A 21,100-nucleotide genomic window follows, 5' to 3' on the forward strand; every position below is an offset into this window, starting at 1 on the left:
CAGATAAAAATCATGGTCATTATGTTGCTGATAAATATAGAAAAGTTTGAAAAATTTGAAGCGTGTGGTGCCTTCCATTCATGCTGTCGAACTTGACAGGATCAAAAATTAGGCAAGATTTTCTACGCGAATCCAGCAGTTTCCAGCGTGCGTTTACTCCGGCCATCGCATTAGCCCGATGAGCATACAAATACAAGAAATCTGGAGAAGGCCCCATGCAACAGAGCAGATCGGAAGTGATCGAGCAGTCAGGCCTGTTCGAGCTGTCCGCAGGCAGTGACGTCCTCGACAGCCCGCGCTACAACCACGACATCGCGCCGACCAAGGTGCACCAGCGCACCTGGAACAAATGGCACATCACCGCGCTGTGGGTGGGCATGTCCATCTGCGTGCCCACCTACACCCTCGGCGGCGTGCTCACGGCCTACTTCGGGCTGAGCGTGGGTGAGGCGCTGCTGGCGATTCTGCTGGCCAACCTCATCGTGCTGATCCCGCTGACCCTCAACGCCTTCCCGGGCACCAAGTACGGCATCCCGTTCCCGGTGCTGCTGCGTTCGTCGTTCGGCATCCTTGGCTCCAACGTGCCGTGCCTGATCCGCGCGGTGGTGGCCTGTGGCTGGTTCGGCATCCAGACGATGTTCGGTGGCCTGGCCATCCACCTGTTTCTCGGCTCGATCTTCGACGGCTGGAGGGCGCTGGGCGGAACCGGCGAGGTGATCGGCTTCATGATCTTCTGGGCGCTGAACCTGTGGGTGGTGCTGCGCGGTGCCGAATCGATCAAGTGGCTGGAGACGCTGTCGGCACCGCTGCTGGTAGCGGTCGGCTTCGGTCTGCTGTTCTGGGCCCTGCCGCACATGTCCATGACTGAACTGCTGGCACAGCCACCCAAGCGTCCGGAAGGGGCCAGCGTGGTCGGCTACTTCTGCGCCGGCCTCACTGCCATGGTCGGCTTCTGGGCCACGTTGTCGCTGAACATTCCCGACTTCAGCCGCTATGCCAAGAGCCAGAAGGACCAGATTCTCGGGCAGATCTTCGGCCTGCCGCTGACCATGTTCCTGTTCGCCTCGCTGGGCGTGATCATGACGGCGGCTTCCGCCTCGCTGGTAGGTGAAACGGTGTCCGACCCGGTCAGCCTGATCGGCAAGATCCGCAGCCCCGGCTGGGTGGCGCTGGCCATGGCGCTGATCGTGATCGCCACGCTGTCGACCAACACCGCCGCCAACATCGTTTCGCCAACCAACGACTTTCAGAACATCGCTCCACGCCTGATCGGGCGCAGTCGCGCCGTGTGGCTGACCGGGTTCATCGGCCTGGCGCTGATGAGCCACGAACTGCTGAAGAAGCTCGGCTGGATCGTCTCCGACATCAGCCTGGAAAGCGTCTATTCCAACTGGTTGCTGGGCTACTCCAGTCTGCTCGGGCCGATCGCCGGGATCATGGTGGTGGACTACTTCCTGATCCGCCGCCAACGGCTGGACCTGGCCGGGCTGTACCGCGACGACGTGTACCCGGCGTGGAACTGGGCGGGCTTTGTCGCCTTCGCCTTACCGGTGGCGCTGACCGTGCTGGCCATCGGCAACAGCCGTTTCAGCTGGTTCTACGACTATGGCTGGTTCACCGGGTCGCTGCTGGGCGGGGCGCTGTACTACGCCCTGGGCGGCGTGGCGGTGCGCGGGCCGGCGATCGCACCCGCGCAAACCAATAAAAATGCCTGAGGAGAAACACCATGAGCCAATCCCAGCATGTCCTGACCTCCACCGAGCGCCACGTCGACAGCGCACGCCTCTGGCAATCGTTGATGGACCTTGCCCGTCTCGGCGCCACGCCCAAGGGCGGCGTGTGCCGGCTGGCACTGACCGACCTCGACCGTCAGGCCCGTGACCTGTTCGTCCAATGGACCAAGGCTGCCGGTTGCAGCGTCAGCGTCGATGCGGTGGGCAACATTTTCGCCCGCCGACCCGGGCGTAACCCCAAGCTGCCACCGGTGATGACCGGCAGCCATATCGACACCCAGCCAACCGGCGGCAAGTTCGATGGCTGTTTCGGCGTGATGGCCGGGCTGGAAGTGCTGCGCACCCTCAACGACCTGGGCATCGAGACCGAGGCACCGCTGGAAGTGGTGGTGTGGACCAACGAAGAAGGCTCGCGCTTCCCGCCTTGCATGATGGGTTCCGGTGTATTCGCCGGCAAGTTCACCCTGGAAGACACCCTGGCCAAGCGTGACGCGCAGGGCGTGTCGGTGGGCGAGGCGCTGAACGCCATCGGCTATGCCGGCCAGCGTGCAGTGCTCGGCCACCCGGTCGGTGCCTACTTCGAAGCGCATATCGAACAGGGGCCGATCCTCGAAGACCAGGCCAAAACCATCGGCGTGGTGCTCGGTGCCCTGGGGCAGAAGTGGTTCGACCTGACCCTGCGCGGCGTCGAAGCCCACGCCGGCCCGACCCCGATGCACCTGCGCAAGGACGCCCTGGTAGGCGCCGCAGCCGTCGTCGAAGCCGTCAACCGCACCGCCCACGCCCATCAGCCACACGCCTGTGGCACGGTCGGTTGCCTGCAGGCCTACCCCGGTTCGCGTAACGTGATCCCGGGCGAGGTGCGCATGACCTTGGACTTCCGTCACCTGGAGGGCGATCAGCTGGAAGCGATGATCGCTGAGGTGCGTGGGGTGATCGAGGCGACCTGTGCCAAGCACGGCTTGAGTCATGAGCTGACCCCCACGGCGGACTTCCCGGCGCTGTATTTCGACCGCGGTTGCGTCGATGCCGTACGCCAGTCGGCGCAGGCGCTGGGGTTGCCGCACATGGACATCGTCAGCGGGGCAGGGCATGACGCGATCTTCCTCGCCGAGCTGGGGCCGGCGGGGATGATCTTCGTGCCTTGCGAGAATGGCATCAGCCATAACGAGATCGAAAACGCCACGCCAGAGGATCTTGCAGCAGGTTGCGCGGTGCTGCTGCGGGCCATGCTGGCGGCGTCGGAGGCGATCGCCAGCGGGCGTCTGGCGGCATAAGCCTGTACCGGCCTCATCGCCGGCAAGCCGGCGATGGGCTGCATAGCAGCCCCGACAATCTCAAGTGATGACGCGAACCAGGCACCCATCACGCCCGATATGGTAACGCTGCAGATCCTGCGCCAAAGTCAGGTGCCCGGTGTAATGGGCCAGCGCCTCATCCCGCACATCATCAATGCACGGGCTGCGTTTCGGGTCCCCCTGATAGCGCGCACTGAAATGCGTCAACACCAGATTGCGCACCCCCGCCGCCTCAGCGAACTGCGCCACCAACGCCGCCGTACTGTGGCCGAACGTATTGCCACTGCGCTCGACGATGGGCTGGGTATAGGTCGCCTCATGCACCAGCACATCCGCACCCTTGGCGACCTCGGCGAGCAACGCTGGGTTGTCGTTGTCGCCACAGACGATCACCCGCCGCGCTGGCCGCGAGGCTTTCAGGTAGTCACGCGGCTCGAGCCGCTGCCCGTCATGCTCGACCACCAACCCCTTGGCCAAGTCGCCCCACAAGGGCCCGCGCGGGATTCCTTCGGCCTCCAGCCGCTGAATATCCAGGCGTGGTTCAGGGTTCAGCTCGGTAAACACGAAGCCCACGCTCGGCACCCGGTGCGACAGCTGAACGGCGCTGACCTGGATATGCTCGCTCTGCCACTGCTCAAGGCCCTCGACCGGCAACAGACGCAGTTCGAACGGCAGGTAGGTTTCGCTCGCCGCCAGGCTCAGGCGCACCCAGTCCTGCAGGGCGGCGGGCAGGATCAGGTCCAGCGGTTCGCTGCGCCCGCCCATCCCGGCACTGGCCAGCAGCCCCGGCAGGCCGAAGCAATGGTCGCCATGCACATGGGTGATGAAGATAGCCCGCAGGTCACGCACCGAGAGCGAGCTGTGCAGCAGCTGGTGCTGGGTGCCTTCGCCGCAATCGACCAGGTACCAGTGCTTGCCGCTGGCTTCGATGACGGCGGTGGCGCTGACGTTGCGGGCTTTAGTGGGCACCCCGGAAGAGGTGCCCAGAAACTGCAGGTCCAATGTTTCGCTCCATGCGTGGGGGAGCCACACCTTAGACGGATTACTGCAGGCCGTCGATGCTCAGGGCACGGCAGGGACATCCTGGCGCCAGATCAGCTTGCTGGTGTCATAGCCCTGTTTCTGGGCAATCGCTATCAACTGGTCACGGGTCTGGTCAGTGATCGCCGGCGTGCGCGACAGCAGCCACAGGTATTCACGGTTGGGGTGGCCAACGAGCGCCACGCGGTAGTCCTTGTCGTGGTACAGCACCCAGTATTCGCCCTTGGTCAGCCCCGGTGCCAGTCGGCTGAACCAGTTGTCGAAGCGCACCCAGAGCTTGTCGGTCTTGCCTGGCACCTGGGCTTCAGCGATGCCCCGGGCTTCGTTCCACGCGCCGTCCTTTTCCTTGCAGCGATTGGTCACGTCGATCCGGCCATCCTCGCGCAGGCCGTAATGGGCTTCGGACTGCACGCAGTTACGCTGGAAGAACATCGGCAGGCGCGCCAGCTCGTACCAGGTACCCTGGTAGCGTTGCAGGTCGACCTGCTCGGTGGTCGGCGGGGTGTGGTGGTCGTCTTTGGAACCGACGCAGCCCATCAGGGCCAGGGTCATGCAGGAAAACACAAGGGCCGTACGCATCGCCATGGCAAACCTCCTGTCAGCGAGTGTGGGGCTTACCTTTGGTTCGATGCGGGCAGGGGTTAAAAGTTGTATCGGTTCTTCCTGGCTTGAGTTATGTGGCGCCTGTGAGATCTGTCGGCAGACACCTGTCAGCCCTCACCCATTCTCCGGCGGCAAATCAAACGACCCAGTCTGTACTTCGCCCACACGCACATAACGGGCGATGATCACGCCCTTGGGCGTCACTTGCGAATGCTTCAGGGTGAACGCCCCTGGCGCAGCATCGTCGCCGAACAGCCGCTTGCCATGCCCCAGCAACACAGGGTGGGTGAGCAACTGCAGCTCATCGACCAGCCCGGCGGCGAGCAGTTGCTGAACCACATCGGCACTGCCCTGAGTGAGCAGATCGGCACCATCCTGCTGCTTGAGGGCACGTACCGCCGCGACGATATCCGCACCCAGCGCATGGCTGTTGCGCCAGCTGAGGCTGTCCGGCTCATGGGTGGCAACGTGCTTGGCCACGCTGTTGAACAGGTTGGCGATGGAGAATTCCTCGGTGTCGTCCTTCACCTTCGGCCAGTAGCCGGCAAAGATGTCGTAGGTGCGCCGGCCCAGCAGTAATTCGAACGGCTGGCTGAACAGTGCCTGCATGGCCTGACCGAACACTTCCTCGGCATGGGGCACGAGCCAACCGCCAAAGGTGAAACCGCCACTGGTATCTTCCTGTGGCCCGCCGGGGGCCTGCATGACGCCGTCGAGGCTGACGAAGGCGGCTACGATGAGTTTGCGCATGGGGGCTCTCCTGAAAGACCTGCCGGGGGTGATGATTCACCTATGGTCGAACGGCACGCGGCGATTTCGACAGGGCATGCAGTCCCGTTTTTGGCACAAGCACGGTCACTCGCCTGGGTTACCATCCACGGCGTGAATCCTATCCCCACAGGAGTGCCGCCCGTGACCGAATACACCGCGTTCAAGGTCGAACTGACCGACAACATCGCCCATGTGCAGATCAACCGCCCGGAAAAGATCAACGCGATGAACGCGGCCTTCTGGGCGGAAATCGTCGACATCTTCCAGTGGATCGACGACACCGACGCGGTGCGTGCGGTGGTGATCAGCGGTGCCGGCAAGCATTTTTCCGCCGGCATCGACCTGATGATGCTGGCCTCGCTGGCCGGGCAGATGGGCAAGGATGTCGGCCGCAATGCACGCTTCCTGCGCAAGACCATCCAGCGCCTGCAGGCCTCTTTCAATGCCGTGGACAATTGCCGCAAGCCGGTGCTGGCGGCTGTGCAGGGTTACTGCATCGGCGGTGCCATCGACCTGATCTCCGCCTGCGACATGCGCTACTGCAGCCGCGATGCGCAATTCTCGATCAAGGAAATCGACATGGGCATGGCCGCCGATGTCGGCACTTTGCAACGTTTGCCACGTATCATCGGCGACGGCATCATGCGTGAGCTGGCCTTCACCGGGCGCAATGTGGAAGCCGACGAGGCGCTGCGCATCGGCCTGGTCAACCGGGTCTATGATGATCAGGCCGCGCTGCTCGACGGGGTCTTTGCCATTGCCCGCGAGATTGCCGCAAAATCGCCGATCGCCGTGGCCGGCACCAAGGAGATGCTCAGCTACATGCGTGACCATCGCATCGACGATGGCCTGGACTACATCGCCACCTGGAACGCCGCGATGCTGCAGTCCGAAGACCTGCGCGTGGCCGTGGCGGCGCACATGAGCAAACAGAAACCGACGTTCGCCGACTGACCGGGCCGGGGGACGCAGCAAAGGAACCCCCGACATGTCAGCTCGCTGGACTACCGCAGTACTCGACCCACAGATCACCGGGGGGCTGGCCGTGGCCCGCAGCCCGGAAGGGTTCCTGGTGGACGCCAACGGCGCGCTGTTCCCCCGCGACTGGCTCAAGCGCCAGGACCTCGACCTTTTGTGCGAACACGGCATTGGCCACTTCGACGGCGAGCCGGTATTCCTGCTGGAGTTGCGCAGCGCGGTCGAGGTGCCCGGCTGCAGCTGGCGCGGGCTGCGCGCATTCATGCTGGAAGGCGACTTCGACACCTACAAGGTACTCGGCTATGCCGCACAGATCGGCACCTGGGCCCGCGAGCACCGCTTCTGTGGCAGCTGCGGCCAGGCGATGACGCAGATCCGCTGGGAGCGGGCGATGTACTGCCAGCCCTGCGACCTGCGCAGCTACCCGCGCATCTCGCCGAGCATGATCGTGCTGGTGACCCGCGGCGACGAGATCCTGCTGGCCCGTTCGCCGCGCTTCGTCACGGGCGTGTACAGCACCCTGGCGGGCTTTGCCGAGCCGGGTGAATCCGCCGAGGATTGCCTGGTGCGCGAGGTGCGCGAAGAGGTGGCGGTGGAGGTGCGCAACATCCAGTATGTCGGCAGCCAGTGCTGGCCGTTCCCGCACTCGATGATGCTGGGCTTCCATGCCGAATATGCCGGCGGCGAGATCGTCATGCAGCCGGACGAGATCGAGGATGCCAAGTGGTTCAGCGTGCATGACCTGCCGCCGCTGCCGGCCGGGCGCTCCATCGCCCGGTACCTGATCGACCTCTATGTCGCCAGACGTTTAGGCCTGCCCGAACCAGTGCTGCCACGCTAGGCGCACGGTCAATGCCAGCACCACGGTGATGAACACCGGGCGGATGAACTTGCTGCCGCCGCTGATCGCCGTGCGTGCACCGAAGAAGGCGCCGACCATCACTGACAGGCCCATGCACAGGCCGACGATGTAATCCACCTGCCCGGAAATGATGAACACCGTCAGCGCCGCAATGTTGCTGATGAAGTTCATGCTGCGCGCCACGCCGCTGGCGCGGACCAGGTCGATGGGGTAGAGCAGCAACGTGCTCACGGTCCAGAACGCACCCGTGCCTGGGCCGGCCACGCCGTCGTAGAAACCGAGGGTGAAGCCTTGGGGGAACTGCCATTTCTTCCTGATCGGCGCATCGGCATCCAGCGGCGCCTTGGGCGTGCCGCCGAACAGCAGGTAGATGCCACAGGCGAAAACGATCACCGGCAGCATCTTGTTCAGCCACTCGGCCGGCATGTAATGGGCCACCACCGCACCGATCGAGGCGCCGACCAGCGTTGCGAACAGTGCCGGGCGCCACTGCGCCGGGTGGAACAGCTTGCGCTTGTAGTAGGTGAAACCGGCGGTGGCCGAACCAAAGGTCGAGCTGAGCTTGTTGGTGCCGAGCACCAGGTGCGGCGGCATGCCGGCGGTGAGCAGCGCCGGAGTGGTCAGCAGGCCGCCGCCACCGGCGATGGCATCGATGAAACCGGCGACGAAGGCGACCAGGGCGAGGATCAGCAGGGTGAGTGGTTCTACGGTGAGTTCGAAGGGCATGGGTGTCTGGCAGGCAGAGGGCAGGGCGTGCGGCAAATCGCCGCGCTGGAAGGGAGACATGGTAAGCCTGGGCGCAAACGGTTGCCAGTGCCGGCCTCTGTGGATGCGGGCTTGCCCGCGAAGAGGCCGGTACAGCAAACCCTATCAGCTCTGGATAAACGCCAGCAAATCCGCATTGATCACATCGGCATGGGTCGTCGGCATGCCATGCGGGTACCCCTTGTAGGTCTTCAAGGTGCCATTGGGCAGCAACTTGGCCGACAGCGGCCCGGAATTCTCGTAGGGCACGATCTGGTCATCGTCGCCATGCATCACCAGCACCGGCTGCTTGATGCCCTTGAGATCCTCAGTGAAATCGGTCTGCGAGAACGCCACGATGCCGTCGAAATGCGCCTTGGCGCTGCCGATCATGCCCTGGCGCCACCAGTTGCCGATGATGCCTTCCGAAGCCTCTACACCCGGCCGGTTGTAGCCATAGAACGGCCCGGTGGGCACATCCCGATAGAACTGCGCGCGGTTGCTGGCGACCTGGGCCTGGAAGCCGTCGAACACAGATTTAGGCAAGCCACCGGGGTTGCCGGGCGTCTGCACCATCAGCGGCGGTACGGCGGCGATCAGCACGGCCTTGGCCACCGGGTCACCAGGGTGCCGCGCCATGTAGCGCACCACTTCGCCGCCACCAGTGGAATGGCCGACATGCACCGCGCCCTGGGTACCGAGGTGTGCGACCACGGCGGCGACATCGTCGGCATAGTGATCCATGTCGTGGCCGTCCCAGACCTGGCTGGAACGCCCGTGGCCGCGGCGGTCATGGGCGACCACGCGAAAGCCCTTGGCCAGGAAGAACAGCATCTGCGCGTCCCAGTCATCAGCGCTGAGCGGCCAGCCATGGTGGAAGTGGATGACCGGCGCATCGCGCGGGCCCCAGTCCTTGTAGAAAATCTGAACGCCATCCTTCGTGGTTACGTAGCTCATGGTCGAGTCTCCTCAGTGCAGGAACCGAAGTGAGCTATTGAGAATAGGAGGGATTTCGTTCGGCATCGGGAAATGTGTTGGCAGTACCGGCCTCTTCGCGGGTTTACCCGCGAAGAGGCCAGCATCAATGTCACATGAACCAGCGGTATTCCCGCGCACTGACTTCCTGCAGGAACGCCAGATGGTCCTGGCGCTTGTTCTCGCAATACACCATCACGAACTCTTCCCCCAGCCCCTCGTTGACCGCCGGGTGGCTGCGCATGGCCGCGACCGCGCCGAGCATGTCCTTGGGGAAGTCGATGCCGCTGCTGCGATCTTCATTCAGCGGTGCAATCGGTTCCTGCCCGGCATCCAGCCCATGTTCCATGCCACACAGGATCGCCGCCAGCACCAGGTATGGGTTGGCATCCGCCCCCGCCAGCCGGTGCTCGATGCGCAGGTTGCGGGCATCCGACTCGGGAATGCGAATGCACGCATCGCGGTCTTCGAAGCCCCAACTGGCACGGCTGGCAGCATTGACCATGGCACCATAGCGGCGGAACGCATTGTGGTTGGCGGCGAAAATCGGCATGCAGTGCGGCAGCAGCGCCAGGCAGCCGGCCACCGCGTGGCGCAGCGGGCGTTGCTGGTTGGCAGCCAGCAGGTTGTTGCCGGCCTGGTCGTACAGGCTCACATGCACATGCATGCCACTGCCCGGCGCCTGCAGGTAGGGCTTGCTCATGAACGAGGCGCGCAAGCCGTGCTTGAGCGCGACACCCCGGGTGCTGCGGCAGAACAGGGCTGCCCAGTCGGCGGCTTGCAGGCCGTCGTTGCAGTGGCCGAAGTTGATCTCGAACTGGCCGGGGCCCAGCTCGGCGGTGATGACGTTGGCATCCACACCTTGCGCGTTGGCGGTTTCGACCATGTCGTGCAGCACCTCGCTGAAGCGCGACAGCCGCTCGATATGCATGTTGGGCTGGTCGTCCGGGTCATCGCTCAGGGGATCACGCGGGAACTGCGGCAGGCCCTGCTTGAGCGCCCGGTCGAACAGGTAGAACTCCAGCTCGAATGCCACCACCGGGCGAATGCCGCGTCGTTCCAGGCGCTGCAGCACACGGGCGAGGACCTCGCGGGGTTCGAACTCGATCGGCGCGGCAGTGCCGTCGGAGCTGATCAGCATTTGCCCCAGCGGCTCGCGCTCCCAGGTCACCGGCTTGAGCGTGCCGGGGATCAGGCGGCGGATGGCATCCGGGTCACCGTCGTTGAAGCAGTAGTCGCCAATCGGGAACAGCCCACCTTGTACGCCCAGCAGCACGCAGTTCTGCGGCAGCTTCAGCGGGCTGCCGGCGGCGACTTTCTCCAGCATGTCGATGGGGTAGCGCTTGCCATAAAAGTGCCCGGGGATGTCCAGGCTGAGCAGGTCGACATGGCTGACGTCGGGGTAGCGGGCACGGAACGCGCGAACTTCACTGAGCAGATCGGGAAAGCCTGTTGTTGTGGTCATGCTGTGCTCTCATCGGAAAACCCAGAGGACGCGGGTCGTCTGGTTGGTCAGGTTGGCGTAGCGGAAGTGGCGGTTGGGCGGCAGCTGGAAGCTGTCGTTGGGCGCGAGGGTCACGGCTTGCTCGTCGTCGGCGAGCCAGAGGGTCAGTTCACCTTCGAGGACGAAACCGCCTTGCTCGGAGCTGTCGTCCAGGTGCCCCTCGCCACTGCTTGCGCCAGGCGCCAGGTGGCTTTCGAGCATGGCGAAACGGCCGTTGAGCGTTGGTGAAACCAGCACGTCGCTGATGCCTTCGGCGTAATAGATGGTGCGCCGCTCGCCGGGGCGGGTGACCCAGTCCAGCGCAGGTGGCTGGCTGGCCTGATAGAAGTAGGTGGTCGGTACCTGCAACGCTTCGCTGATGGCGGTAAGGTCGGCCACGGTCGGCTGCGACAGGCCGCGTTCGACCTGGGACAGAAAGCCCAGCGAGCGTTTGACCTTGCCCGCCAGCTCATCGAGCGTCAGCCCGCGGTGCTTGCGCAGGTCGCGGATCAGCAGGGCCAGGCCCTGGGCGTCTTCAGACATGATCGCGCATCCTGTACCAGGCCTTGGCCGCTGCCTCCAGCGGCGCGGCCAGCAGGTCACCGCCCGGGAAGCGGCCGTTGTCGATGCCCTGGTACAAGGCCAGCAGGTCGTCGTCGCCGAGGATGGCATCGCTCACTGCCCGCGCGGCGGCCAGGGTCGGCAGCACGCCGTGGCCGGAGAAGCCTTGCAGCCAGTAGCGCTGGCCCGCGCGGCCGACGTCCGGGGTGCGCTGGATGCTGCAGTCGATGTGGCCGCCCCAGGCATAGTCGATGGCCACCCCGGCCAGTTGCGGGAACACCCGTTCCAGGTAGGGGCGGGTGGCGCCGGCGACGTCCTTGGGGATGCCGCCCAGGTAGGTGCAGCCACCGCCGAACAGCAGGCGGTGGTCGGGGGTGAGGCGGAAGTAGTCGGGCACGAACTGGTTGTCGATCACGCAGCTGTTGCGCGGCAGCAGCGAGCGGGCGAACTCGGCATCCAGCGGCGCGGTGGCGACCTGGTACGAGCCGACCGGTAGCAGCCGGCGCGACAGGCCGCGGTCGAGGCGGTCGATGTAGGCGTTGCAGGCCAGTACCAGCACCCCGCAGCGTACCTCGCCATGCTCGGTGCGGGCCACGTAGCCGTCAGCGCTCGGCTGATAGTCGAGCACCTGGCTCTGCTCGAAGATGCGCCCGCCATGGGCTTCGATCGTGGCCGCCAGACCCTGGGCCAGTTTCAGCGGGTTGAGGTGCGCGCCCCTGGCGTCGTACAGCGCGGCCTGGTAGCGCGGGCTGTCGATCCATTGCGGCAGCTCGTCGCGGCCGATCAGGCGCAGCGCGTCGTAGCCCCATTTATGCTCGGCGTCGTGCAGGGCTTCTTCGAGCATCTTTATGCGCCGAGGCAGCACGGCGGTCCACAGGCTGCCAAGCCGGTAGTCGATATCGAAGCCATGGCGCAGGGGCAGCTCGCGCATCTCGTCGGCGGCCCAGCACATGCTGTCCCACAAGCGCCGGGTGCGTTCCACGCCCAGCGCTTTCTCCAGTGGCGGCATGTCGCACGACCAGCCCAGCAGCGCCTGGCCACCATTGCGCCCGGAGGCGGCCCAGGCCACCCGGCTGGCTTCCAGCAGGGTCACGCGCTTGCCGGCCAGGGTCAGGCGCAGGGCGGTGTGCAGGCCACTGAAGCCGGCGCCGATGATCAGCACATCGGTGTCGTGCGGGCCGTGCAGGGTGGGGCGCAGGGGGATGCTGGCGGGGTAGGTCCGGGCGTAGTAGCTGGCGACGTGCTGGGCGGATTGCTTGAACATGCCTTGGTCTCGTGAAATTTATTGTGATTGTTTTCATGAAAATTTAGCAGAGAATTTTCATGGCGCCAGACCGTTCGTCTTTGAATCTTCGTTGCATATATGATTCGGGGGCCGCTGCGCAGCCCTTTCGCGACACAAGGCCGCTCCTACAGACGAGCGCGGATTCCTGTAGGAGCGGCCTTGTGTCGCGAAAGGGCTGCAAAGCAGCCCCCGAGGCCCTGACAGGAAAAACAATGCGCCGCCTGCCTTCCCTGACCGCCCTGCGCACCTTCGAATGCGCCGCCCGCCACGGCCATTTCGGCCGTGCCGCTGCCGAGCTGTGCGTCACCGACAGCGCCGTGAGCCACCAGATTCGCCAGCTCGAAGAGCAGCTCGGCGTCGCCCTGTTCGAGCGCGTGGGCCGCCAGGTGCGCCCCAGTGCCGAAGCCGAACGCCTGCTGCATCACCTGCAACAGGCCTTCGAGCTGATCGGCAAGGCCTGTGACGAGCTGCGCGACCCGGCCTCGCAAGCGGTGCTGCGGGTCGCGGTGACGGCGGAGCTGGCGCAGAAATGGCTGGTCGCGCGTCTGGCCGACTTCAGCAGCCGTTACCCGCACATCACCCTGCACCTGCACGATCAGCCGATCGATGCCGGCGCCCCGGCGCTGGACGTCGACCTGGCCATCACCTACGGCACCAGCGCCCTGGATGCCAGCACCCACTTCGTCCGGCCACTGCCGCTGCTGCAGTTCTTCCCCGTATGCAGCCCGCGCGACCTGGTGCGTCACTGCCTGTTGCACGACGACCAGGATGGCCGCACCTGGACCACCTGGCTGGCCACCCACGCCGAGGACGCGCTGCCCACCCGCCAGCTGTACTTCCCCCATGCCGCGCTGGCGCTGGAAGCCGCGTTGCTCGGGCAGGGCGTAGCGATGGGCGATAACCTGACCTGCCAGGCCGACCTGCAGAGCGGCCGGCTGGTGCGCCCGTTCAGTGCCAGCGTGACCGCCCAGGGGCAGTACGCGCTGGTGTGCGAGCGGCTGCGTCTGGAGCGAGCGCCGGTGGCCGACTTCATCGAATGGTTCATCGAACAGCAGGGCGATAGCTGAATTAAATTCAGCTATCGCTGAGTTTTCATCGTTGGATGCCGCAAGCGGGGCGGCGTAGCGTGCAGCCATCACTCACCGACACGAGGTTGACCCATGGCACGTTCGCTCACCACCACTCCCAAGGCCGATGGTTTCCGCCTGCCCGGCGAATTCGAGCGCAAGGCCGGCTGCTGGCTCGGCTGGCCTGAGCGCCCGGATGTCTGGCGCAATGGCGCCAAGCCTGCGCAGAAGGTCTGGGTCGAGATCGTCAGCGCGATCGCCTCCAGCGAGCCGGTCACGGTCTGCGCCTCCGCTGCCCAGTACGCCAATGCCCGGCGCCTGTTGCCGGCGCAGGTGCGGGTGGTGGAAATGACCTGCAACGACACCTGGTTCCGCGACAGCGGCGCGTGCTTTGTGGTCAATGACAACAGTGGTGAAGTACGTGGCGTCGATTTCGAGTTCAACGCTTACGGTGGGCTAGATGGCGGCCTCTACTACCCGTGGGACAAGGACGACCAGATCGCCCAGAAGATCCTCGAGATCGAAGGCCTGGACCGCTACCGCGCGCCGCTGATCGCTGAGCTTGGCGGCATCCAGAGTGACGGCCAGGGCAGCTTGCTGACCACCGAGCAATGCCTGCTCAACCGCAACCGCAATGCCCACCTGGGCAAGGCCGAGGTGACCCGTCGCCTGGAAAACTACCTGGGTGCCGAGCAGGTGATCTGGCTGCCGCGTGGCTGCAAGTTCGACGAGACCGATGGCCACGTCGATGACCTGGCCTGCTTCGTGCGCCCTGGTGAAGTAGTGCTGCAATGGACCGACAATCGTGACGACCCGCAGTGGGAAATCTACCAGGAGGCCTATGACATCCTGCGCAGCACCCGCGATGCCCGTGGCCGTGAATTGAAGGTGCACAAGCTGCCGCAACCCGATGTGCTGGAGTGGACTGCCGAAGAAGCGGCCGGGCTCGATCAGGTCGACGGTACCCACTTGCGCGAGGCCGGCACGCGCATCTGCGCCTCGTACATCAACTACTACGCGGGCAACTCGGCCATCGTCGTGCCGCTGTTTGGCGACCGCAATGACGCCATTGCCCAGGCAACCCTTGCTGAACTGTTCCCCGAGCACCGCATCATCGGTATCGAGAACTCCCGCGAGATCCTGCTCGGTGGCGGCAATGTCGCCTGCATCACCATGCCGCAATACGCTGGAGGTCGTCGCTGATGAAGCTGAGCGCACTCACCCTTGCGCTCGCCCTGGGCTGGGCCGCCTCGGCGGCCCAGGCTGCCGACGCACAACAGCCGACCGTCAACCTGTACATCTGGGGCGAGTACCTTGCCCCCGATACCTTGACCCAGTTCGAGAAGGAAACCGGCATCCGTGTGGTCGCCGACCACTTCGACTCGCTGGAAACCGCCGAGACCAAGCTGTTGACCGGTGGCAGTGGCTACGATGTGGTGCTCACCGCCGGCCAGCACCTGAGCCGGGCCATTGCCAGCGGCGCCCTGCAGCCGCTGGACAAGGCCCAGGTGCCGCACCTGGCAGGGGTGGGTGAAGAGTTCCGCCAGCACATGGCCCTGTTCGACCCGGGCAACCGCTATGCCGGGACCTATGCCTGGGGCACCACCGGAGTGGGTTACCAGGAGCAGGCGGTGGCGGCGCGCATGGGTGATGCTCCGCTGGACAGCTGGGCGATGCTGTTCGACCCGCAGGTGGTGGCGAAATTCGCCGACTGCGGGGTGAGCCTGCTCAACGACCCCAACGAGGTGTTTGCGGCGGTGATGCGCTACATGGGGTTGGACATCAACCAGCAGCGCCTTGAGGACCTGAAGGCTGCAGAAGTGCAACTGCGCAAAATCCGCCCGTACATCCGCTACTTCGACAATGACCGCAACATCAACGACCTGGCCAATGGCGAAACCTGCGTGGCGATGTCGTGGAACGGTAACGTGGCCATCGCCGAGGGGCAGGCGCAGCAGGCGGGCAAGGCGTTTGTGCTGGACTACAGCATTCCGAAGGAGGGCACGTTGATCTGGCTGGACGCGCTGGTGGTGCCCAAGGATGCACCGCATCCGGATGCGGCGTGGAAGCTGGTGGATTACCTGATGCGACCGGATGTGATCGCGCCGATTACCGACACCATCCATTACGCCAATGCGATCACGGCGGCGGATGGGCTGGTGGCTGCGCAGATCCGCAATGCGCCGGGGACCTATCCGCCAGCCGAGGTGCGGGCGCGGTTGTATGGCAAGAATGACAACGGCAAAGCCTTCAACCGCGAACTGACCCGGGCATTCAGCCGGCTGAAGAGTGGGACCTAGAATTTGTAGTGGCTGTACCGGCCTCTTCGCGGCTAAAGCCGCGAAGAGGCCAGCACAAGCGCTGCATCAACTAGAGGCCTTGCGCCGTGACTGCCGCGGCTTGCTGGCAGCTGGCTTGCCATCAGCCGCCTTGCCTTTGCCGGCACTGCTGCGCCGCTTCTTCTTCCAAGGCGCCGCCTTGCCCACCGCTGGCCCGGTAATGGTCATGCGCATCCCGCGGCAACGCTCCACCAGCTTGCCCATCCACGCCGACTGCCGGGCAACGAACTCCTCCAGGCTCATCTCGCCGCTCTGCACCATGTCCAACGCCTGTTCCCAGATTGCCGTAGTGCCAGGGTCGGCAATGGCGCGGGGCACGGCGTCGATCAGGCTGAAAGCGGCCGGGGTGGCGGACAGGGCCTTGCCGTTCTTCACCAGATAGCCGCGGTCGAGCAAGCCCTGGATAATGCTGGCACGGGTGGCTTCGGTGCCGATGCCGGTGGTTTCCTTGAGCTTCTGTTTCAGCCTTGGGTCGTCCACCAGCTTGGCGACGTTCTTCATCGCCTTGATCAGGTCCCCTTCGGTGAACGGTTTGGGTGGTTGGGTCCACAGGTCCTTCAACTGCACGCCGTGCACGTTGCAGTCCTGGCCTTCATGCAAGGCTGGCAGCACCTGGGCGGGCTGGGCCTCGCGGCCCTTGGCCGGGGTCAGCGCCTCGGGCAGGGCGCGGCGCCAGCCGGGTTCGACGATCTGCTTGCCGACGGCGCGCAGGGCATGGCCGGCACAGTCGAACTCGGCCTGGGTACGGTCGTACTCGTGGTTGGGCAGGAACTGCGCCAGGTAGCGGGCACGGATCAGCGTGTAGACCGCCTTGTGCTTGGCCGGCAGGCGAGCCGGGTCGCTGGCTGCGGCAGTGGGGATGATGCCGTGGTGGGCGCTGACTTTGGCGTCGTTCCAGGCGCGTGAGCGGCGCTGCGGCTCCAGGTGCACTTGCAGCGGCGCCAGGCTGGCGTCGGCCCGCTGCAGCGCCGCGAGGATGGCTGGTGCTTCGCCGTGCTGGCTGACGGGCAGGTAACCGCAGTCGCTGCGCGGGTAGGTGATCAGCTTGTGGGTTTCGTACAGCGCCTGGGCGATGTCGAGGGTTTCCTGGGCGCCGAGGCCGAACTTTTTCGAGCACAGCTCCTGCAGTGTTCCGAGGTCGAAGGGCAGCGGTGCGGCCTCGCGCACGCGCTCGGTGGCAACCTTGAGTACCCGCGCCGTACTCGCATTGTTCATGTCGGCAGCGGCCTGCTGGGCCAGCGCCTGATTCAGGCAGCGACCCTGGTCGTCGCAGGTGTCTTCAGGTGCGCGCCACTGGGCGTTGAAAGCCTGGCCAGCACTCTCCAGTTGGACATCGATGGCCCAGAACGGCACGGGCACGAAGTCGGCGATGCTGCGGTCGCGGTCTACCACCAGGCGCAGGGTCGGGGTTTGCACCCGCCCCACCGGCAGCACGCCCTGGTAGCCGGACTGGCGGCCAAGCAGGGTGAACAGCCGGCTCATGTTCATGCCGATCAGCCAGTCGGCGCGGGAGCGGCCCAGGGCCGAGTGGTAGAGGTTGAAGGTTTCCTGGCCGGGCAGCAGGCGCGCCAGGGCCTTGCGGATCGAGGCGTCGTCCAGGGCCGACAGCCACAGGCGCTGGATCGGGCCACGGTAGCGACAATGCTCGACCAGCTCTCGGGCGATCATTTCGCCTTCGCGGTCGGCGTCGGTGGCGATCACCAGCTCGCGGGCTTCGCCGAGCAGGCGCTTGACCGCCTTGAACTGGCTGGCGGTCTTGGGCTTGACCAGCATCTTCCACTTTTCCGGGATGATCGGCAGGTCGGCAAGGTTCCAGCGCTTGTAGCGGTCGTCGTAGCTGTCGGGCGGGGCGGTTTCCAGCAGGTGGCCGATGCACCAGGTCACGCAGACGTCGGTACCCTGCCAGCAGCCGTCGGCCTTGCGGTTGGCACCGAGCACCTTGGCGATGTCTTTGGCCTGGGAGGGTTTTTCGCAGAGGAACAGGCGCATGGCCGGGAACGCTTCATCGGGGAATGATGGGCATTAGGATGCGCAAGAGGGGGCGCGGAGGCAAGTTTTATCTGGATGGATGTACAGGTTTATTTTTTGCCTGAAGTTAGCGCGATCCCTGTAGGAGCGGCCTTGTGTCGCGAAAGGGCTGCGGAGCAGCCCCGGCAATCTGCGCCAGTGGCGGAGATCCTGGGGCCGCTGCGCGACCCTTTCGCGACACAAGGCCGCTCCTACAAGGGGGCGGCGCAGTGTGGGAATCAGGCGCGCGAGTCGCGCACCATGTCCACGTGCGGAATGCCGGCTTCGAGGAACTCCTCGCTGACTACGCGAAAGCCCAGGCGCTCGTAGAACGGCGTGGCATGCACCTGGGCACTGAGCATCTGCTGCTTCAGGTCACGGTCCTGTGCTTCGACGATTACCGCATTCATCAGCGCATCGCCGACTTTCAGGCCACGCCAGTCCTTGAGCACCGAGACCCGGCCAATGGTGCCGTCGGGCAGCAGGCGGGCGGTGCCGATCGGGTAGTCGCCTTCCAGTGCCAGAAAGTGCGCGGCGCTCGGATCGTCCGAATCCCACTCCAGCTCCGGCGGAACATGCTGCTCGGCAATGAACACGGCTTCGCGGATACGGCGGATATCAGCGTTGTCCTTGTGCCAGTCGGCAAGGCGCACACGAATCTTATTCATTGGCGAATCCCAGGCTTCCTTGTTTGATCAGCTGCTGTACCAGCATAAGGCCATCTTCATCTTGCAACCACTGCTCAAGGTTGTCGATGTGCAACGCATCGGCCGAGCACACCAGCTTCAGCAGTTCACGCAGCTTGGCCGGCAGCGGGCAGCTGCGGCCGCTGGCGAACAGCATCAGGTCTTCGCCGAGCTCGGACCAGGCCATGCGGGCGCTCGGGTTGCGGATCAGGATGGCGCCGTCTTCCAGGGCCTCGATCAGCTCGTCCTCGTCCATCTCTTCACCGACCACCTGCTCCGGGTAGCGCGGCTCGGTCATGAACTGGCCGAACCAGGTCAGCAGCAGGTCCTTGTCGTTGGTGTGCTTGTCGATCAGCGCCTTGAGGCGGTCGAGGGCGTCGTGCTGGATCTGGTGCGGGTCGCTGGCAGGTTGCGCGTCGGCGTCGCTGTAGCGTTCTTCTTCTGGCAGGAACTGGCCGAGGAAGTCGGTGAAGTGGGTCAGCACTTCGGCGGCGCTTGGGGCGCGGAAGCCGACCGAGTAGGTCAGGCAGTTGTCCACGGCGACGCCATAGTGGGCCAGGCGCGGTGGCAGGTAGAGCATGTCGCCCGGCTCGAGGGTCCATTCGCCGCTCTGTTCGAATTCGGCGAGGATGCGCAGGTCGGCGTGCTCCAGCAGCGGGCTGTCGCTGTTGCACATCTGGCCGACTTTCCAGTTGCGCTCGCCGTGGCCCTGCAGCAGGAACACGTCGTAGTTGTCGAAGTGCGGACCGACGCTGCCACCCGGGGTGGCGAAGCTGATCATCACGTCATCGATACGCCAGCTCGGCAGGAAGCGGAAGTGCTCCAGCAGCTCGGCGACTTCCGGGACGAACTGGTCGACGGCCTGTACCAGCAGGGTCCAGTCCTGTTCCGGGAGCTCGGCGAAGGTGTCTTCGGTGAACGGGCCGCGGCGCAGTTCCCACGGGTGGGCGCCGTGCTCGAGGACGATGCGCGACTCGACTTCCTCTTCCAGGGCCAGGCCGGCCAGCTCGTCAGGGTCGATCGGGCTTTCGAAGTCCGGGAAGGCCTGGCGCACCAGCAGTGGCTTCTTCTGCCAGTAGTCGCGCATGAATTCGCGGGCCGAGATGCCGCCGAGCAGCTGCAGTGGAGTATCAGGATTCATGTTCAACCTATTGAAAAAACGTAATTTTCGTCCGGGAATAAAAACGCCCGGCCAGGCCGGGCGTTGAACGCGACGGTCAGCTTAGATGCGTTTGGCCTGGGCTGCCGCGTTACCGATGTAGGTAGCGGGGGTCAGCAGCTTCAGTTCGGCCTTGGCGTCGGCCGGCATGTCGAGGCCGTCGATGAAGGTCAGCAGCGCGTCTGGCGTGATGCCCTTGCCACGGGTCAGCTCCTTGAGCTTCTCGTAGGGGTTCTCGATGTTGAAGCGGCGCATCACGGTCTGGATCGGTTCAGCGAGGACTTCCCAGCAGGCGTCCAGGTCAGCGGCGATGCGGGCTTCGTTGACTTCCAGCTTGCCGATGCCTTTCAGGCTGGCTTCATAAGCGATGACGCTGTGGGCAAAGCCCACGCCCAGGTTGCGCAGCACGGTGGAGTCGGTCAGGTCACGCTGCCAGCGCGAGATCGGCAGCTTGCTGGCCAGGTGCTGGAACAGTGCGTTGGCGATGCCCAGGTTGCCTTCGGAGTTTTCGAAGTCGATCGGGTTGACCTTGTGCGGCATGGTCGACGAGCCGATTTCGCCGGCCACGGTCTTCTGCTTGAAGTAGCCCAGCGAGATGTAGCCCCAGACGTCACGGTCGAAGTCGATGAGGATGGTGTTGAAGCGGGCGATCGCGTCGAACAGCTCGGCGATATAGTCGTGCGGCTCGATCTGGGTGGTGTACGGGTTGAACTGCAGGCCCAGCTCGTCTTCGATGAAGGCGCGGGCGTTCTGCTCCCAGTCGATCTGCGAGTAGGCCGACAGGTGGGCGTTGTAGTTGCCCACGGCGCCGTTGATCTTGCCCAGCAGCGGCACGGCGGCGACCTGGGCGATCTGGCGCTCCAGGCGGTACACGACGTTGGCCAGTTCCTTGCCCAGGGTGGTTGGCGAAGCCGGCTGGCCGTGGGTGCGCGACAGCATCGGCACGTCGGCGTGGGCGTGGGCCAGGGCGCGAATGGCGTCGGCGATCTGGCGCATCAGCGGCAGCAGCACGTCGTCACGGCCGGCGCGCAGCATCAGGGCGTGGGACAGGTTGTTGATGTCCTCGCTGGTGCAGGCGAAGTGGATGAACTCGCTGACCTTGGCCAGCTCAGGCAGCTTGGCGGCCTGCTCCTTGAGGAGGTATTCGATCGCCTTGACGTCGTGGTTGGTGGTGCGCTCGATTTCCTTGACGCGTTCGGCGTGCTCGAGCTTGAAGTCGGTCGCCAGGCTGTCCAGCAGGGCGTTGGCTTCGGCGGAGAACGCCGGCACTTCGCCGATCTGTGGGTGGGCGGCCAGGCGCTGCAGCCAGCGCACTTCGACCAGGGCGCGGAAACGGATCAGGCCGAATTCGCTGAAAATGGGGCGCAAGGCCTGGGTTTTGCCGGCGTAACGGCCGTCTACAGGGGAAACCGCAGTGAGCGAAGAGAGCTGCATGGGGTGTTCTCGGACAGTCAGGCTTTTGGAAGGGCGCATATCATACATGAAATTTGCGCTCGAGTCGGTGTCGC

19 protein-coding genes are annotated in these 21,100 nt (G+C 64.8%); 7 read left to right on the forward strand and 12 right to left on the reverse strand.

Translation table 11 applies throughout. From position 1 onward, the window contains the following. Positions 1-215 precede the first annotated feature (215 nt). Both ACIPZ8_RS01170 and ACIPZ8_RS01175 read left to right on the forward strand, forming a co-directional pair. Positions 216-1,715, forward strand: coding sequence for an NCS1 family nucleobase:cation symporter-1 (locus ACIPZ8_RS01170; protein ID WP_400719196.1), 1,500 nt, complete (start codon positions 216-218; stop codon positions 1,713-1,715). An 11-nt stretch (positions 1,716-1,726) separates the two neighbouring features. Beyond that, positions 1,727-3,010, forward strand: coding sequence for a Zn-dependent hydrolase (locus ACIPZ8_RS01175; RefSeq protein WP_400719197.1), 1,284 nt, complete (start codon positions 1,727-1,729; stop codon positions 3,008-3,010). Positions 3,011-3,070: 60 nt separating this feature from the next. On the opposite strand, the gene ACIPZ8_RS01180 is transcribed toward ACIPZ8_RS01175, so the two are convergent. From ACIPZ8_RS01180 to ACIPZ8_RS01190, 3 genes are all read right to left on the reverse strand, one after another. Continuing rightward, the gene (locus tag ACIPZ8_RS01180; RefSeq protein WP_400719198.1) at positions 3,071-4,033 is read right to left on the reverse strand and encodes a ribonuclease Z; all 963 of its coding nucleotides are present in this window, start codon (positions 4,031-4,033) and stop codon (positions 3,071-3,073) included. 60 nt (positions 4,034-4,093) lie between these two features. Further along, positions 4,094-4,657, reverse strand: a complete 564-nt coding sequence (locus ACIPZ8_RS01185) for a lipocalin family protein (protein WP_400719199.1) — start codon at positions 4,655-4,657, stop codon at positions 4,094-4,096. Between the two features lie 132 nt (positions 4,658-4,789). Further along, positions 4,790-5,425, reverse strand: a complete 636-nt coding sequence (locus tag ACIPZ8_RS01190; protein ID WP_400719200.1) for a dihydrofolate reductase family protein — start codon at positions 5,423-5,425, stop codon at positions 4,790-4,792. A gap of 162 nt (positions 5,426-5,587) precedes the next feature. Here ACIPZ8_RS01190 and ACIPZ8_RS01195 point away from each other — a divergent pair, with 162 nt between their 5' ends. Together ACIPZ8_RS01195 and nudC are read left to right on the forward strand one after the other, a co-directional pair. Continuing rightward, positions 5,588-6,400, forward strand: a complete 813-nt coding sequence (locus ACIPZ8_RS01195; RefSeq protein WP_346653674.1) for a crotonase/enoyl-CoA hydratase family protein — start codon at positions 5,588-5,590, stop codon at positions 6,398-6,400. Between the two features lie 34 nt (positions 6,401-6,434). Continuing rightward, positions 6,435-7,265 carry an NAD(+) diphosphatase gene (gene nudC, locus ACIPZ8_RS01200; RefSeq protein WP_400719201.1) on the forward strand — a complete coding sequence of 277 codons (831 nt, stop codon included), beginning with the start codon at positions 6,435-6,437 and terminating at the stop codon, positions 7,263-7,265. Here the strand turns inward: nudC and ACIPZ8_RS01205 are convergent. The 5 genes from ACIPZ8_RS01205 to ACIPZ8_RS01225 all read right to left on the reverse strand — a co-directional run bounded on the left by ACIPZ8_RS01205 (position 7,233) and on the right by ACIPZ8_RS01225 (position 12,313). Next, positions 7,233-8,012, reverse strand: a complete 780-nt coding sequence (locus ACIPZ8_RS01205) for a TSUP family transporter (protein WP_400719202.1) — start codon at positions 8,010-8,012, stop codon at positions 7,233-7,235. The genes nudC and ACIPZ8_RS01205 overlap by 33 nt on opposite strands. A 144-nt stretch (positions 8,013-8,156) precedes the next feature. After that, the gene (locus ACIPZ8_RS01210) at positions 8,157-8,987 is read right to left on the reverse strand and encodes an alpha/beta fold hydrolase (protein WP_400719203.1); all 831 of its coding nucleotides are present in this window, start codon (positions 8,985-8,987) and stop codon (positions 8,157-8,159) included. Positions 8,988-9,117: 130 nt separating this feature from the next. Continuing rightward, complete coding sequence (locus tag ACIPZ8_RS01215; RefSeq protein WP_400719204.1) at positions 9,118-10,470, reverse strand: glutamine synthetase family protein; 1,353 nt, start codon at positions 10,468-10,470, stop codon at positions 9,118-9,120. Positions 10,471-10,479: 9 nt separating this feature from the next. Further along, positions 10,480-11,031, reverse strand: a complete 552-nt coding sequence (locus ACIPZ8_RS01220; protein ID WP_400719205.1) for a helix-turn-helix domain-containing protein — start codon at positions 11,029-11,031, stop codon at positions 10,480-10,482. Then, positions 11,024-12,313: an NAD(P)/FAD-dependent oxidoreductase gene (locus tag ACIPZ8_RS01225; RefSeq protein ID WP_400719206.1), complete on the reverse strand. Its 1,290-nt coding sequence runs from the start codon at positions 12,311-12,313 to the stop codon at positions 11,024-11,026. Before ACIPZ8_RS01225 ends, ACIPZ8_RS01220 begins: the two co-directional genes overlap by 8 nt. Before the next feature lie 233 nt (positions 12,314-12,546). Between ACIPZ8_RS01225 and ACIPZ8_RS01230 the strand changes: the two genes are divergently transcribed. The 3 genes from ACIPZ8_RS01230 to ACIPZ8_RS01240 all read left to right on the forward strand — a co-directional run bounded on the left by ACIPZ8_RS01230 (position 12,547) and on the right by ACIPZ8_RS01240 (position 15,701). Beyond that, entirely contained in the window at positions 12,547-13,401 is an 855-nt protein-coding gene (locus ACIPZ8_RS01230) for a LysR family transcriptional regulator (protein WP_400719207.1), read from the forward strand. 93 nt (positions 13,402-13,494) lie between these two features. Continuing rightward, on the forward strand, positions 13,495-14,604 hold the full coding sequence (gene aguA, locus ACIPZ8_RS01235; RefSeq protein ID WP_400719208.1) for an agmatine deiminase: 1,110 nt from the start codon (positions 13,495-13,497) through the stop codon (positions 14,602-14,604). After that, on the forward strand, positions 14,604-15,701 hold the full coding sequence (locus tag ACIPZ8_RS01240) for an extracellular solute-binding protein (RefSeq protein WP_400719209.1): 1,098 nt from the start codon (positions 14,604-14,606) through the stop codon (positions 15,699-15,701). Before aguA ends, ACIPZ8_RS01240 begins: the two co-directional genes overlap by 1 nt. A gap of 66 nt (positions 15,702-15,767) precedes the next feature. Here ACIPZ8_RS01240 and ACIPZ8_RS01245 read toward each other — a convergent pair whose 3' ends face one another. From ACIPZ8_RS01245 to purB, 4 genes are all read right to left on the reverse strand, one after another. Next, positions 15,768-17,729 carry a DNA topoisomerase III gene (locus tag ACIPZ8_RS01245; protein WP_400719210.1) on the reverse strand — a complete coding sequence of 654 codons (1,962 nt, stop codon included), beginning with the start codon at positions 17,727-17,729 and terminating at the stop codon, positions 15,768-15,770. A 257-nt stretch (positions 17,730-17,986) separates the two neighbouring features. After that, positions 17,987-18,415: a GNAT family N-acetyltransferase gene (locus ACIPZ8_RS01250; protein WP_060511170.1), complete on the reverse strand. Its 429-nt coding sequence runs from the start codon at positions 18,413-18,415 to the stop codon at positions 17,987-17,989. Then, a complete protein-coding gene (locus tag ACIPZ8_RS01255) occupies positions 18,408-19,574 on the reverse strand; it encodes a JmjC domain-containing protein (RefSeq protein ID WP_400719211.1) in 1,167 nt (388 codons plus the stop codon). Before ACIPZ8_RS01255 ends, ACIPZ8_RS01250 begins: the two co-directional genes overlap by 8 nt. A gap of 81 nt (positions 19,575-19,655) precedes the next feature. Continuing rightward, the gene (purB, locus tag ACIPZ8_RS01260) at positions 19,656-21,026 is read right to left on the reverse strand and encodes an adenylosuccinate lyase (protein ID WP_033693092.1); all 1,371 of its coding nucleotides are present in this window, start codon (positions 21,024-21,026) and stop codon (positions 19,656-19,658) included. Positions 21,027-21,100 lie beyond the last annotated feature (74 nt).

The sequence above is a fragment of the Pseudomonas sp. NPDC089422 genome, from assembly GCF_044749405.1.
In the GTDB taxonomy this organism is placed as follows: Bacteria; Pseudomonadota; Gammaproteobacteria; order Pseudomonadales; family Pseudomonadaceae; genus Aquipseudomonas.